Raw genomic sequence first — 13,894 nt, 5'->3', positions numbered from 1 at the left:
CCAACCTGACTTTTGTGATCAGTTGTGGTCCCTGGGCTGACGGTGGGCGCCCGACCCAGCGCTTTCCGACGCAGGTCAGGACACGAAGAAGCCATCGGCGATCATGACGGTTTGCGAGAACTCGTAATGATCAACCGATGGTTTCCTGCCCCAGCGTAGACCCGGACGGATGCAGCGCCGACGTCGAAGCCTTCGCAGCCCGACCTGATTGCCACTGTCGCCGGGTGGACGGACGACCCCGTAATCGCCCGTCGCGGGGTCGGCGCCGTCCTCGCCGTCGCGAAAAGTGAAATGATCACAGAGAGTCACCGGAGGTGGTGGGGGCGACCGACGAGCCGGGGTACCCGTGCATCGCGCAGCGATGGACGGGGAGCGATGGACGGGGAGCGATGACGCGAGGTGCGTGCCCCGGTCCCGCGCGATGCCGCGCCCCCTGTTGCCAGGCGTGCTAAAGCCCATCGCTGTAGTCGCGGACCTCCTGGACGGCGGAGCCCAGGGCCGCCAGCGACTCCTGAATGCGCTCGCGTGTCTCCATCAGAGCGCTCGTCAGCTGCTCCACGGCTCGGTGGGCGCTGCCGTCGGTCGCGGCCAGGACAATCGCCTGCGCTTCTTCAATCATGGTCAACGCGCCGTCCAGCTGTCCGGTGACCTCATCGGTGCGCCTGAATGCCTCGCCAAGCTGGGACTTGACGTCGGCGATGGTGCTTGTCACAGAAATCCTGCCCTTCTTCTGTCACCGCCGCGGGGATCGGATCCGGACAACCGCCGGTTCACTGACGCCGCGGATCTCGCGGTGCTCCGACGCCAAGCCCAAAACGGACGGCAAGCGCAAGCACCACCAAAGAAATGATCACTCCGGGTGGGTCCAGCGGCGCGACCCGAACGGTCGCCAGCACCGCGGCGCCGGCCGTACCCGCTCCAAGCAGCGCGGCCCGGGCTGTCTCGACGCGGCCCGTGTCGGTGAGGGCTGCCACGCAGACGCCCGCGACCAGCGCGGCAACGGCGAGGGTCGCAAGCAGGGCCGCAAGCGCCGCGACATCGAGGAACAGCCGCAGCGCGGTCACCCCGGCGGCTATCAGCAGGCAGGCCAGGCCGATAACGATTGCCGCGGACGCTGTCGAGCCGGCCCGCGTGACCGCCCGTAGCTCGGCCGCGTGCCCCATCGCGGTGAGACACAGTTCGTGCGCACGGGCCGGAGCCCCGGCCGGGTCGAACGCGGCGGTATCGCCGGCTCCCGCGGCGGGCCGTCCCGAGCGGGTGATGCGTTCAAGCGCTGCGCTGCTGGGACGGCCGCGGCCCCCGGCACCGGCACGACGGTGCTGTGCCCGCATGGATGACCGGCCGGTGTGCTCAGGCAGCGCCACGCCGGACGCGGCACGCTCGTCGGCATCCGCCACCGGGGACGGGCGGAGCTGGTCGAGGTCGCTGATGCCGTGCTGCGCGAGTGGCTCCGCCATCGTCCGCCACGCGTCTTCGACTTTGGCCCGGATCGCCTGCGCGGAGTCCCGGTGCGCCCGTGCGAGCGCGGCGCGCCGTTCCTGGCCCGCAAGCACTTGGTCCGCCACCTTGGTCCGGGCCTGATCGAGCTCGCCCAGCAGCGCGCGATAGTGCGCGGCCGCGGTTCTCGGATCGTCGAGATCGGGGTCACGGGAGCTGCCGGTGCTATGGCCGGGCCCGTCGGCTGACACAGCGAGCGACGCACCCGGTTGCTCGACCAGATCAATCAACGCTCGGTGATCGTGAGTCATGCCGGAGGCCGGGGGTGCGTTCCGCTGGCCGTTGTGGCCAGCGCCCACGACCGGCCCGGTCATGCCGCGTCCACGGGTTGCCGCAACGGCGCGAAGGGGATGATCGTGCGTGCTTCCGCCTGGTTGTTCCGGTCGAACAGGACCGCCCGGTTGACGCTCGCCGCAGCTGTGACCGACCGGTTGCCGGCGAGGCTGAACAGGTCATTGCCGGGAACGCCGACCGCGACCCATGCCCCGATATCATCACGATGCGTAGGGCCAAGATCATCAAGTAGCCGGCCGGGGCCACGCCACCAGCCGAGCAGGTGCACCCGTTGGCCCGGACCCCGGCGGGTCACGAAGCGCAGATCGTCCAGACCGGAGCGACGGGTGGCCGGGTTCTTGGCCTCCAGGACCGCACGCCCGGCATCGGCGGCAAACAGGACGAGCAGCCGCGCGGGCCGCTGGCGGCGCGCCGCCGGTTCCTCCCGCGCCCCCGCGACGGTCCACGGCTGGAGCGACCCGGGGTGTGGACCTGGCAGGTCCGTCCCGAGAGCCAGCGCGGATTCCTCCCGGGTACGCACCGCATCGCTGATCTCCTGCAGCACGCGGCGCAGCGAGGCCGGGGGGTGCAGCTCTGCCTCCTGGCCGAGAGCACGGACCCGGGCCGCGAGGATGCCGGCCGCCGGGAGCATCTCGCCGGTGACGGCGACGATGTCAGCCCGCATGCCGCCCGGCCCGGCCTGGGCCGCGAGACTCGTGACAGCCGCATGCAGCACGCCGACGGCCTCACGCCGCAGCGGCCCCAGGACCGCGAGGTTACGTCCTGGCAGTGGGGACAGCCGTACGCCCACGGCGGCGGGATGCAGGTCGAGGGGAACTCCGACGAGCGCCAACGGCTCGGCCGTCTCCCCCGCGTCCCGACGGGCGGAACCGCGCTGGTCACCAGAACCGTACTGGTTACCGGGAACCAGCGCGCCGCGGTCAGCCTCGTCGGGGTCGGGGTCGGTACGGTCGACTGGAACGGGCGTGCCCGCGAGCGAACGGAACAGCGGGTTGTCCTCCAGCAGAGCCGGGGCATGGCCCACGAAAACCTTCGGCGGTCGGTTGCCCGCACCGCCGGCCGCGGTTGCCCGGGACAGGTCCGCGCGCAGCGCCGCGAGCATCGCCGGCTCCGGATAGGCGACCCGGACGAGCTCGTTGCCGGCCGGATGACCATTACGCCGGTTGACGATGGCCTCACCCACGCCGGCCAGCGCTCCGGCCGCCTCGTTGGTGGTCGACAGCAGCACCCGCGACTCCGAGATCGAGGTACGCAGCGCGATCCGCAGCGCGAACTGGCCGAATATCGATCCCCGCTTGCCGGCCGTGGCGTCCAGGGCGTCGATGCCCGACAGAGTCTGGCTGGCGAGCAGCAGGTGGATCCCATAGGCACGCCCCTGCCGGGCCAGCACCTCCAGATGCGAGACAGCCTCCCGCGACACCGCGTCCAGCGGTGTCAGCATCACCTGGAACTCGTCGATCACTATCATGATCCGCGGCCAGCCGGCGCCGCTCCGCGCGATCCGCAGGCCGCGCAGGTCCCGGGCGCCGGCAGCGCGCATCGCGAGAGCGCGATGCTGCATCTGGGCACGGACATGGCGTAGCACGGCGACCCCGAACTCCCGGTCGCTGTCCATCCCGATCGTGTCCGCGTGGGGCAACACGAACGGATCCTCATCACGAGGGGCGAACTGGGCGAACTCCAGGCCTTCCTTGAAGTCGAGCAGGTGGAACCGCAGCTGCTCGGGCGCGTAGCGAGCGGCCAGGCCGTACACCACATCAAGCAGCAAGGTCGACTTTCCCGCTCCGGCCTGTCCCCCGACCAGCGCGTGGACCGTGTCGTCGTCGAACCGCAACGTCACCGGGCCGTCCGGGCCGAACGCCACCGGAACGGCCAGGCCGCCGGCGGCATCGAAACTCCACAGCGTCTCGGGCAGCAGGGCGCGTGCGTTCAGCGGCCGTACAGCCTCGTCGGTCGCGGCGGTGGCCACGGCCTCGGCCACCGCGGCCACCAGGCTGGGGGGAGGCGGCTCATCCAGGTCGCATGGAAACGTGCCCGACAGTGAGCAGCGCCAGCTCAGCTGGTCGCGGCCAGCCTGGCGGGGGCCCGCGGCGGCAGGGCTCCCGGTGCCGTGGGTCAGCCACAGGCTCTCGGCGTTCGCCAGGGTGTCCTGCCCCCGCCGGACGGCGGTTGCCGCGGCGCCCTCCTCCACCAGCGCGATGACGTGCACACCGCACGCGGGCCCCTGGGCGGCGACCGCGGCCAACGACCGGGCCGCGTCGTCGGCCAGGGACGGCCAGGCCAGCAACACCAGCAGCCGCCAGGGCTCGGCCCGGGGCAGACCGGCGGCTTCCCGTTCCCGCAGCGAGGCGAAGCGGCCACCGAGCCGGTCGACCGTGATGCGTCCCACGTCCGTGGAGAGCTCGGCGAGCACGCCTTCCAGGCGGGTCCGGGTGGTGATGGTGGGGCTGACGACCCCGGCGGCCCGCAGCGCGGCGAACCCCGCAAGCCCCGCGCCCAGCTCATACGGGTCGTAGACGACGACCCGTACCGACCCTGCCGGCGCCGCCGCGAGAACACGGGTGAGCAGGCCGCGCACGACACCGAGCCCCTCGCCACGGTGGTCGCGGTCCACCACGATGCGCAGGTTGGCGCCGTCGAGCAAACTGACAGCAAGCGGGACCTCGGCGGCGGCCCCGCCGGGTAGCAACGGCGGGACGATCACCTTGCCGACCCGCCACAGGCCAGGCCGGTAGGGCTCGTCCACACTCGTGCGCGCGGACCCGGGCTTGCCGGGCGCACCCGGCGCCGGGTGCCCGGCGGTCCCGGCCGGGCGGATCGGTGCCCACACCGGCGCCGACCAGTCCGCGCCAGCCAGCGCGGACGCCTGCCCACGGGCAATCACGGCCGCGGTACTGATCGCGATCGGCACCCGCTCAGCCGGCGCGGGCACGGCCTGCCAGGCACCATCGGAGCGGCGGGCCCGGTCGAGAGCGGATGTATCCGCCGCCGTAGCATGCGTGTCCGGTTGGACCGACTCGACCTCGTCCGCCAGCGCCTCCAGCTGGTCGGCGAGGCTCAGGGCTTCGCCGAAGCATGCCTGGATGCCGGTGACCAGCGTCCGCACTCGCCGAGCGCCCGGCACCGCGACCTCCCCGCGATCAAGCTGATGGCACGCCGATGGTGGTGCGACGTCTTTGCCGACCAGTGACCTACCGGTAGAACCAACCTAGCGACGAGATCCGACGGAGGCGGGGTTTTCCCCTGACTGGACGGGCTTGCGCCGATGTGACGCTACCGGACGAGGTCATCGCCTCATGCTCCCCGTCCCCGCGGGCCCGGTCCAGGAACATCGCCCCCACTCGCGGGTGCGTCGCTCCCGGGCCGCCGTCGGTTCAGCCGGGCCACCGGCTCAGGCCGAGCTCCGCCGGCCGCGCCGGTCGGCCAGCTCGTCCCCGGGATGACCGACCACGGCGTGTGCCGGGGGCCCGGCCGGTTCCGGGCGCTCGGGACGCTCGGTCGGCAGCTGGGACAGCTGCCCGCGCATGTCCCGCAGGGCCCGGCCGACCGCGATCGCGAAGACCCCCTGCCCTCCCTGGACCAGGTCGATGACCTGATCGTCGGAGATGCATTCGTACACCGTCGACCCATCGCTGACCAGGGTGACCTCGGCAAGATCCTCGATCCCGCGGACACGCAGGCAGTCGACGGCGGCGCGGATGTTCTGCAGAGAGACTCCCGCCTCCAGCAGTTTGCGCACGACCCGCAGCACCAGGACATCCCGGAAGGAATACAGCCGCTGGCTCCCCGAGCCCGTGGCGCCGCGCACGCTCGGCAGGACAAGCCCGGTACGGGCCCAGTAGTCGAGCTGCCGATAGGTGATCCCCGCGGCGGCGCACGCGGTGGGCCCCCGGTAGCCGACATCGTCGCCAGGAGGTTGGGGAAGATCGTCCGGGAAGAGCTGACCTTGCTCGATCATCGCCGTCCGATCATCGCTGTCGCCATCCGTCCAACCGGCTCCTGGACCCACCGGGCACCCCGCTCCACGACCGCCGCTCACGATCTCGCCGAGGGCGTGCCCGTAACCTCGACTCGACGGTAAGAGCCCGTGACGGCCGCATCAATGATCAGGATTGACGTGTCCCGCGGCGGTACGAAAACGCGTCGATCCCAACCCTGTGAGGATAGGATCGCACACGTGCCGCAACGGCCCGCGAAGCCGTCGCCACGCGCGTCTGGCTCGCGATCCATCCGCCCGGACGCCGCTTCCTGATCGAACGCCCCGCTGCCGGGCTGCGCTCTTAGGAACCCGGTGTGTTGAAGTCCTCCGGTGAGATCGTGTCCAGGAACTCCCGGAACTTCTCCAGCTCGCTCTCCTGCTCCTGTTCCTGATCTTCAGGCACGGTGATGCCAGCTTCCGCAAGCACCGACTCCTCGCCGTAGACAGGCGCACCCATGCGCATGGCCAGCGCGATGGCGTCCGACGGCCGGGCCGAGACCTCGATACCGTTCCCGAACACGAGCGTCGCGAAGAACACGCCGTCCTGAAGATCGTTGATCGTTACCCTCGTGAGTTCCGTCTGCAGGGCCTGCAGCACATCACGCATAAGGTCATGGGTCATCGGACGAGCGGTCGTGATGCCTTCCTGCGCGAACGCGATGGCGGTCGCTTCCACCGCGCCAATCCAGATGGGCAGGTAACGCTCACCTTCGACTTCCTTCAACAGGACGATCGGCTGCTTCGACGGAAGCTCGACACGAACGCCGACGATGTCCAGCCGATGCACCGATCTACCTCCTCGCACAGGTGAGCAGGACAGGATGATCTGAGTGGAAACTGTAGATGCCCACCGGGTGACACTATCCCCGTCGCTGGAGTTCGTCAGCGTGCCTGGTGCTTCCGGAAAGATCGGTCACTGTGGACGTCTTCCGCCTCAGTTCCCACGATAGGTGCCCGCCCGCGCATCGGCCCGCGCGCGCCTGCCCGCAGGACACGCCAGGCCAGCCTCATCCGCTCGGCCCGGCCCGCAGACGCGAGCGCAGCAGCGCGGCGTGCAGCCGGACCAGCAGGCCCGCGAGCTCGTCCACGGTGTCCTGCGCGTGTCCACAGAGACGGTCACGCTGGCCTCGCAGGGGTGCCGCCACCTGTTCGATCAGGCCGGCTTCCCGGTCGGCCGCGACCCGTGAGGAGCGCAGATGACGTGCCTGGATCCCGAAGGCGCTCAGCGCGGCGAACGTGCGCGCGACCGCCAGCGCGTCCCCGTCGAAGTAGCTACCGCCCGGACGGGGGGCGAGCAGCCCGTACTGCTCGAGTTCGACGAGCTGGTCGTCGGTGACGCCGGTGACGGCGAGCAGCTCTCGCCGCGACATCCGCACCGTCTCGCCGGCCTCGACGATCATGTCCAGGACGCGGGGCGGGGGTGGTGGCACCGCACGGGGGCCAGGCCGTTCACACGGCTGCTCACCCCGGTCGAGGGACTCCAGCTCTTCTTTGATCACTCGCAGCGGCAGGAAGCGTTCCCGCTGCGCGCCGAGTACATAACGTAGCCGGACAACGTCATCAGGTGAGTACTTACGATAGTTCGCAGTGGTACGAGCGGGCACGACAAGACCTTCCGCCTCCAGATATCGAATCTTGGACAGCGTCACGTCGGGATAATCCAGCCGCAGCCGGTCGAGCACCTCGCCGATGTTGAGCGTTTTCGCGGTGGAACCACCCGCCGACGCCCGAGCGGGCATCGGCATGGGCGATGTCGCGGCTTGACCGGCGTTCATCGATGGGACCCCCGGTTCACTGGTGCCCCCCGCCACCCGTCGCCATGATCGATCCAGTCAGGAACACCAGCCGGAACTTGCCGATCTGAACCTCGTCACCGCTGGACAGCTCGGCCGAGTCGATCCGCTCCCGGTTGAGGTAGGTGCCGTTGAGGCTGCCGACGTCACGCACGGCGAAGCCCTTCGTGTACGGAGACCGATGGAACTCGGCGTGACGGCGGGACACGGTCACATCATCGAGGAAGATGTCACTTTCCGGATGCCGGCCCGCCGTTGTCAGATCGGCGTCCAACAGGAAGCGGCTGCCCGCGTTGGGACCCCGCTTGACCACGAGCAAACCGGAGCCCGGCGGCAGCGCGTCAACGGCGGCGACGGCGTCCCGTTCGGTCGACTCATCGACGTGATCACCCTCGATACCCGACAAGGCGGCGGCAAGGTTGAGCGTGGAAGTCTGCTCGGCAGGTCGTTCCGGCGCGACGGGTTCACCTGGACGTACCAGTGGCGACCCGCACCGCGCGCAGTACAGCGCATCGGTCGGGTTCTGCTGTCCGCACCTCGTGCAGAACACGGTCGCGTCTGCTTCCTGCCGGACCACCGCGGGCGCGGTTGGGTCGGCCGCTCGGGCCACCTTCCTGGGGTGGCGAAAGATTTGTTTCCTCCTCGGAGACACCCACCCGCCACGCGGACGTCCCCGAAGCCGGAGGGGATGGCACGGACCGTGACATCCCGGCCTCGCACCGCCCTCCCGGCGCACAATGAGGCTAGTGCATCGGGTCCACTACCGCGAAAAGAGAGGGGGCTGGTTACGCCCGCATAACGTTGATCTGACCGGTAGGCTACACGGGCAGATCCTTTCTGTTGCTGCCGGGCGCTCTCAGGTTCCCTGCACATGCTGGGCGTAGGCGACGGCGTCGAGCAAGGCCGCGGTCGCCCCGGCATCGTCGACCGCCACCTCGACGAGCCATCCTTCACCATAAGGATCGGAGTTGACCAGCTCAGGGGTGCTGTCGAGCACTTCGTTACGAGCGATCACCTCGCCGGAGACCGGAGCGTAGACGTCAGAGACGCTCTTGGTGGACTCCACTTCGCCGAACGGCTCACCCGCCCGCACCCGGTCGCCCACCGCCGGCAGTGTCACGAACACGATGTCCCCGAGCGCATCCTGCGCGAACGAGGTGATACCCACCCGCGCGATGTCGCTGCTCACCCGGATCCATTCGTGCTCCGTGGTGTATTTCAGGTCCTCCGGGTACACCGGGTATCGCCTCCCAGTTGTCGGTTCCGCTGTCGGTCCACAGCGTCGGACGCGGCTTCCGGCAGCCCTGGGAAGGTCATCGCGGCGCGCTGGAGCCGTGGCCATTGTTCCACTCTTCCGCTCTTCTTCCACCCGGCGGGGCAGCGGACCGGCGGGGCGAGCGCCGGCCGCGTCAGCCCTCGGCACCGACCGCCCGCTGTGAACGATCATCGTCGGTGAGATCACCGGCCGCGAACAAGGCGCTCCAGTAGTCCAGGAGCTGTTCTGCCGTGGTGGCGTCGGGGCCCTCGGCCCACAGATGGGTGACAGCTTCAGCCGGGTCGGGGAGCACCAGTACCCACGAGCCATCCGCCAGGATCACCCGGACGCCGTCGGTGGTGTCGATCGTGCATCCGCTGTCGGAGTCGACCGCCTCCACCACTCGCCGCATCACCATGCCCTTGGCCGCCCACGGCGTCGGCACGGATCTGCGCAGTACCGACACCGCCGGTATGCGCGCGTCGATGGCGCTCAGGGTCAGCCGGGTCCGGGCGACCAGAGCCGCCAGCCTGACGAACGCGGCCAGGCCGTCGATCGCGGGGGTGAACTCGGGCACCACGAACCCCCCGCGGCCGTCCGCGGCGAACACGACGTTCGCCGCGGAGGCGGCCCGGGTGAGGTCGGCCGCTGACAGCGACGTACGCCGCACCGTCAGCCCATGGAAGCGGGTCACCTGATCCGCGACCCGAGTGGCGGTGACCGGCAGCGCCACCTCGGCTCCCCGGTTCTCCGCCGCGACAAGATCAAGAAATACCAGCAGCGCCCGCTCGTCGTCGATCAGGTCGCCGCGTTCGTCCACGATCGTGATGCGGTCACCGGCGTTGTCGAAGCGGACGCCGAAGGCAGCCCGCGAGCTGGCGACGAGCGCGCCGAGACGGTCCAGCGCGCGGCGGCGATCGGCCGGCGTCTGGGCCGGGACGGTCTCGTCCAATCGGCCGTTGACGGTGAGGACATCCACCCCGAGCCGTCCCAACAGGGTGGGCAGCACCAACGAGGTCGCTCCCCCGGCAGGGTCGATCACGATTTTCAGGTTGCCTTCGGCCAGACCCGAGATGTCCACCTGGTCCAGCAGGTCACGGGTGTAGATGTCGGCGGTCCGGGCGGGGAAGCGCAGCTCCCCGATCTCGCTGGGAAAGGCCCGCCGGAACTCCTGGCGGCTGACGACCCGGTCGAGTGTGCGCTGTGCGCCGAGTGAGAGATCAGCGCCCTCGGCATCCATGAAGCTGATGTCGACCCGTTCGGCGTCCCCCGGCGTCGTGCGTACCATGACGCCGCCGGCCGCGTCGGAGGTGCGGACGTCGAAGCGGGCCACCGGCATCGGCGCGACCTCCAGGTCCCGTACGTCCATCGCGCTCGCGGTAAGCGCGCTGATCACCGCTCGCTTGAGTGCCCTGGCCGCCCGGGAGCTGTCCCGGACCGTGGTGACTGTTGATCCTTTACGCAGGGTCGTGGCATAGGCGCTGGCGAGGCGGACGGCCAGTTCGGGTGTGATCTCGACATTGATCAGCCCCGATACCCCCCGTGGGCCGAACAGCGAGCGCTGCCCGCGGGACTCCCAGATGACGCTGGTGTTGACCACAGCGCCAGCCTCGATGGTCTTGAACGGGTACACCATGACGTCGTTGGAGACGAACGCCTCCTCTTCGATCACGCACTCGTCACCGATCACGGCGCCCTCTTCGACCCGCGCGGCCCGCAGCACGTCGGTGCTCTTGCCGATCACACAGCCCCGCAGGTTGGCCTGCGGCCCGATCAGGGCGTTGTCCTGGACGACCGCCCGGTGCAGGAAGGCGCCCTGTTTGACCACCACGTTGCTGCCGATGACGGTGAACTCACGCAGCTCGGCACCGGCCTCGACCTTCGTGTAGTCGCCGATCACCAGCGGGCCCGACAGAACCGCCTCCGGGTGGACGTCGGCGTCCCGGCCGACCCACACCCCCGGCGAGACCTCGAAGCCGCCGATCTCCACGTCCACCTGGCCGTTGAGCACATCAGCCTGGACCCGCAGGAAGCTGGGAATGGTACCGACGTCCTCCCAGTAGCCGTCGAGCGCGTAGCCGAACAGGGGCGCGCCAGCGGTGAGGAGCTTCGGGAAGACATCTCCCGACCAGTCCACCGGCTCCCCGGGCGGGACGTGGTCGAGAACCTCCGGTTCCATCACGTAGATGCCGGTGTTGACCGTGTCGGAGAAGACCTGTCCCCAGGTGGGCTTCTCCAGGAACCGGACGATCCGCCCGTCGTCGTCGGTGATGACGATCCCGAACTCCAGGGGATTGGGAACGGACTTGAGCGCGACCGTGACCAGCGCGCCCTGCTTGCGGTGGTAGGCAACCAGCGCGGTCAGGTCGATGTCGGTGAGCGCATCGCCGCTGATCACCAGGAACCGGTCGTCACGCAGGGCGTCCTGCGCGTTGCGGACGCTCCCGGCGGTCCCCAACGGCGTGGTCTCGGTCGCGTAGGACAGGTGCATCCCCAGCTCGTCGCCGTCGCCGAAGTACGTCCGGACGTGCGCCGCGAGGAACTGCACCGTCACCACGGTCTCATCGAAACCGTGGTGCTTGAGCAACCGCAGCGCATGTTCCATGATCGGGCGGTTGACGACGGGGAGGAGCGGCTTGGGCTGGTTGGCGGTCATCGGGCGCAGGCGCCTCCCCTCACCGCCCGCCATCACGACAGCTCTCACCGGCCCACCTCCGCATCCGCCCGGCCAGCCTCGCCGGGGTGCGTCCCGGGCGCTGCCGAGGGCTCGCTGCCGTTCCCCGCCCGCGCGAGCTGGCGCACCTGCACCCAGTAGAGGATTCCGGACCACCAGTACAGAGCGGCGCCCCAGCCAGCGAACGCCCACCCGAGCGGACGCGCAACAGTGGCAAGCCAGGTGTCACCCGCTGACAGCAACAACAGCGGGAAGGCATAGAGCAGGTTGAACGTCGCGGCCTTGCCCAGATAGTGCACGGGCAGCGTGGGGCCGTAGCCGAGCCGCCGCAGCACCGGCACGACCCCCATGATCATAATGTCCCTGCCGACGAGCAGCGCCGCGAACCACCAGGGAACGATGTCGCGCAGCGTCAGCGCAATGATCGTCGCCAGGATGTAGAGACGGTCCGCCAGCGGGTCGAGCACAATCCCGAGCCGACTGGTTTGCGAGAGCGCCCGGGCAAGCTTGCCGTCGAGGTAGTCGCTCACGCCGGCGAAGGCGAGCACGGCGAGCGCCGCACCGTCAGCCTTGGGGCCCAACGCCAGCCACAGAAAGACACCGACCCCAGCCAGCCGCAGCGCGGAGAGCAGGTTCGGGATGGTCAGCACCCGGTCGGACGGATGGATCGCCGTGGTCACCCTCGACACCCTTTCGCACCCAGCTGCGCCCGCGTGGAGCCTGACGAGGCCGCCGCCACGGTGCACAGCCACCGTACGGCATCGTCAGCGGCGCCGCCCTCGCCCACGGGCCGCCGGGCCCGGCGGCCGGCTCGCGCCCATCACCCGGACCGCCCGTCAACCATCACATCACCCGGCCAACGTAGTACGTCGAGGTCCAGATTGGCACCAGTGAGACGGTCCGTCCGGTCTCCGGGGCGCTCCACACGTACCCGTTACCGGCGTAGATCGCGACATGGGTGATGTTGCTCGGGCTCCCGAAAAAAATCAGGTCGCCGGGCTGCTTGCCGGCCTGCGGCACCCGCAGCGAGGCGGCGAACTGCTGCTGGGCGGTACGCGGCAGAGAGCGCCCGAGCTGTTTGAACACGTACTGCACCAGGCCGGAGCAGTCAAACGCGTAGGGCCCCTCCGCCCCATACACATACGGCTTGCCCCGTTGCAACGACGCGAGGTAGACCGCTTTCGCCCCGATGGAGCTGCCTGGGACAGCCGTGGCCGCACCCCCGGCCGCCAGGCCTCCGAGGGCGCCGGCCGGGCCGGTGGGGCTGCGCACAGTCACTGTGGTCGCACCGGCCAGGGAGGGACGCAGGACGTTCGTACCGTCGAAGACCGCGGTGAGGGTCGTGGTCGACAGCAGGCGCGTACTGATCGTCGCGGTTCCGGTGCTGTTGGTCTGCAGCTGGGCGGTGGTGGTCCACTGCGGGCCGTTTGCCACCGCGATACGGACCCGTTGGTTGGTGACGGGACGCCCCGTCCCGACCTCCATGGCGCGGACGGTGAAGACGACGGGAGCATTCGGCGCGACAGTTGTCTGATCGGCGACGATCGACACCGAGGTGAAGGTCGGATCTGGATTTCCGATCTTGCCGGCCAGACCGGTGGTGGATGCGGTGAGGGTGGCTCCGTGCGCGCCACCACCGACCATCGCGGCGCTGTCGACGGTGGCCGCTGCCGCGGTCACCGGCTCCAGTGCCACGCTGGCGCCCGTGCCGGGCATCGTCGCGGCGAAGCCGGCCGTCGATGCGGCCAGGGTTCCGGTCGTCACCGCGGCGATCGTGGCGACTCGCCGGGTCTGTGGGCTGAGGCGGACACGCCAAGGGGTGAGCTCGTCGCCGTCCGCACTCATGGGCGCCTGGTCACGGTGGCGACCGCGACCGGCCTGCTCGCCGTCCGCGGGGAGCCGGGTCACGCCACGTGGAAGCAACGCGCGTCCTTCCCGAACGCCCGCGAGGCAGAACGTCGACATGCCGCGGACCGGTGCCGCTGGCACGCCTCAAGGCACCGACCAAGGAGGAGAGCCCGGTCGGTGACCATCAGGGCTGCGAGATCTCGCTCCTGCCCCTGGCTGCTCGGAGGGGACATCGGGCCGGGGCAGGACTGGGCGTTTCGGTCCGACGCGTGTGTTCGAGAGAAAATATTGATCTTTATTGAGGAAACGAAGGTGTCAGCTCCAAAAGATATCGGGTGGCTCGTACGGGCAGGCAATGCCCCCAAACCCAACAGTTGGCAATATTCAACCGGTGGCCTGGTGCAGTCATTGGGTTGCGGTCACGTACCGGCCGGCGGCCGGCACGTGACCTTCAGTTTCCCCGCGACATACCCCCGGTGGGTACATAATTCCGGTGGTACCCGCCCCTGCCGCCGAGCGCTCTTCGAGCGCTCGGCAATAGGGGACGCGGCGTC

Annotated in this window: 11 protein-coding genes; all 11 read right to left on the bottom strand. The window is 69.7% G+C overall.

What is annotated here, in order from left to right:
* Positions 1-448 precede the first annotated feature (448 nt).
* The 11 genes from MJ783_RS07490 to MJ783_RS07440 all read right to left on the bottom strand — a co-directional run bounded on the left by MJ783_RS07490 (position 449) and on the right by MJ783_RS07440 (position 13,457).
* On the bottom strand, positions 449-712 hold the full coding sequence (locus MJ783_RS07490; protein WP_239309475.1) for a hypothetical protein: 264 nt from the start codon (positions 710-712) through the stop codon (positions 449-451).
* A gap of 58 nt (positions 713-770) precedes the next feature.
* A complete protein-coding gene (locus MJ783_RS07485) occupies positions 771-1,811 on the bottom strand; it encodes a hypothetical protein (RefSeq protein ID WP_239309473.1) in 1,041 nt (346 codons plus the stop codon).
* A complete protein-coding gene (locus MJ783_RS07480) occupies positions 1,808-4,915 on the bottom strand; it encodes an FtsK/SpoIIIE domain-containing protein (RefSeq protein ID WP_239309472.1) in 3,108 nt (1,035 codons plus the stop codon). The genes MJ783_RS07485 and MJ783_RS07480 overlap by 4 nt, the downstream gene beginning before the upstream one ends.
* A gap of 267 nt (positions 4,916-5,182) precedes the next feature.
* Entirely contained in the window at positions 5,183-5,749 is a 567-nt protein-coding gene (locus tag MJ783_RS07475; RefSeq protein WP_239309470.1) for a MerR family transcriptional regulator, read from the bottom strand.
* 322 nt (positions 5,750-6,071) lie between these two features.
* Complete coding sequence (locus tag MJ783_RS07470; RefSeq protein ID WP_239309468.1) at positions 6,072-6,557, bottom strand: bifunctional nuclease family protein; 486 nt, start codon at positions 6,555-6,557, stop codon at positions 6,072-6,074.
* A 220-nt stretch (positions 6,558-6,777) separates the two neighbouring features.
* Positions 6,778-7,545: a MerR family transcriptional regulator gene (locus tag MJ783_RS07465; protein ID WP_239376721.1), complete on the bottom strand. Its 768-nt coding sequence runs from the start codon at positions 7,543-7,545 to the stop codon at positions 6,778-6,780.
* A gap of 16 nt (positions 7,546-7,561) precedes the next feature.
* Entirely contained in the window at positions 7,562-8,113 is a 552-nt protein-coding gene (locus tag MJ783_RS07460; protein WP_239309464.1) for an FHA domain-containing protein, read from the bottom strand.
* A gap of 306 nt (positions 8,114-8,419) precedes the next feature.
* Entirely contained in the window at positions 8,420-8,800 is a 381-nt protein-coding gene (gene gcvH / locus MJ783_RS07455) for a glycine cleavage system protein GcvH (RefSeq protein WP_239309463.1), read from the bottom strand.
* A gap of 172 nt (positions 8,801-8,972) precedes the next feature.
* Positions 8,973-11,507 (bottom strand): mannose-1-phosphate guanyltransferase, encoded by a 2,535-nt coding sequence (locus tag MJ783_RS07450; RefSeq protein WP_239309478.1) that lies wholly within the window; start codon positions 11,505-11,507, stop codon positions 8,973-8,975.
* An 11-nt stretch (positions 11,508-11,518) separates the two neighbouring features.
* On the bottom strand, positions 11,519-12,172 hold the full coding sequence (locus tag MJ783_RS07445; RefSeq protein ID WP_239309461.1) for a CDP-alcohol phosphatidyltransferase family protein: 654 nt from the start codon (positions 12,170-12,172) through the stop codon (positions 11,519-11,521).
* Between the two features lie 163 nt (positions 12,173-12,335).
* Positions 12,336-13,457, bottom strand: a complete 1,122-nt coding sequence (locus tag MJ783_RS07440) for a C40 family peptidase (protein WP_239309477.1) — start codon at positions 13,455-13,457, stop codon at positions 12,336-12,338.
* Between the last annotated feature and the right edge of the window lie 437 nt (positions 13,458-13,894).

Origin of the sequence: Protofrankia sp. Cj3, from assembly GCF_917627355.1 — a bacterium.
In the GTDB taxonomy this organism is placed as follows: domain Bacteria; phylum Actinomycetota; class Actinomycetes; order Frankiales; family Frankiaceae; genus Protofrankia.
Note: the sequence above shows the minus strand (reverse complement) of the source record. Positions and strands in the feature narration are given on the sequence as shown.